Source organism: Microbacterium sp. BF1 (assembly GCF_019279095.1).
GTDB classification, from domain to species: domain Bacteria; phylum Actinomycetota; class Actinomycetes; order Actinomycetales; family Microbacteriaceae; genus Microbacterium; species Microbacterium maritypicum.
Genome location: NZ_JAGYWT010000626.1, coordinates 1 through 1288, shown reverse-complemented (window position 1 = coordinate 1288; position 1288 = coordinate 1). Strand labels below are relative to the sequence as shown.

1 protein-coding gene is annotated in these 1288 nt (G+C 65.7%); it reads right to left on the bottom strand.

Annotated features, from left to right (window positions below; translation table 11 throughout):
* The coding region (locus KZA10_RS15550; protein WP_256934950.1) for an LCP family protein at window positions 1-1046 on the bottom strand (1046 nt) is incomplete at its 3' end.
* Between the last annotated feature and the right edge of the window lie 242 nt (window positions 1047-1288).

Genomic DNA, 1288 nt, shown 5'->3' with positions numbered 1-1288 from the left:
ACCTCGCGCTCGGCATCGACACGCGTCAAGGCATCCTCCAGACCTCCGAGCGATGAGTGCTCATGCTGAGAGATGGATGCCGCGAAGGACCTCCACTGCCTGGCTTCCACCGCGCGGTGCCGGCGGAGCTGGGCGAGCCGGACCGGGTTGGCCAGCTTGTCGCTCGGGTCGATGTTGTCTACGACGGTGTTCGCGAGCCCCAGCACCTTGCCCGGGTCGGAGAGCACCTCGTCGCTCATGATCTTCTTCACCAGACGAGACATGTACTGCTGCTGGTTCGACACCCGTGCCATGTCGCTCTCGTCGCCGACGCCGTGCCGCGTGCGGATGAACTGGAGCGCCTCGTAGCCCGAGACCGTGCGCGGTCCCGGCTCCCAGTCGATGGCCGTCTGGTCGTCGCGGATGCCCTCGCCACCGATGCACACCTCGACCCCGCCGATGGCGTCGGTGACGTCGATCACCCCGTCGAAGTCGATCTTGGCGGCGAAGGGGATCTCCACGCCGGTGAGGTCGGTGATGGTCTTCGCCACGCATGAGATGCCCGCCCGCTGGAAGATCGAGTTGATCTGGGTCTTGCGCGTCGCCGAGGCGACGGAGCCGTCGGGCAGGGTGCACTCGGGGGTCTCGAGCATCAGGTCGCGGGGGAACGAGATCACGGTGACCTTGCGCGGTTCCGCCGACACATGCACGAGCAGGTTCACGTCGTTGAGGATCCCGCCGTCCGCTTCCGAGCAGCGCTCGCCCAGCAGGCCCGTCGACACTTCGCCGCACTCGTCGGTGCCGATAAGCAGCACGCTGAACTCGCCGGGGAAGGCGCTGATGGAGGGGGGTTCGACCTCGGGAGCGTCTTCCAGCGTGACGGCGCCCTCGTTGAAGCGGTTGAAGTAGTCGGTCACGACGAACGCGGCGACAGCGATCGCGGAGACCAGCACGACACCCAGCGTGATCCCGGCGATCTTGAGGAATCCTCTGGCAGGCCCGGGGGAGGGGAGCGTCGCGTGGCGGGCGACCGTCGAACGGTCCTTGTCAGGGGTGCGGCGAACCATCCGGGGAGCCTACCGGGGGAGCCTGATGTTACGGCCGCATGACGATTGTGAGAGGAACTTGCAGGTAATTAGTTAGTCGTGGATACTTTTTCCTAACCCCCGGTGAGTACCCGATGCTTGCCAGGACTTTTCATGGTAGACACCCCAGGTCGCCTCGACCTCGACGTGAGCGTCATCAACGAACAGCGCGCGTAGCCTGTCGCTCTGCTTGTCGGTGAGCAGGTCCGAGCCGGTGTGCAGCG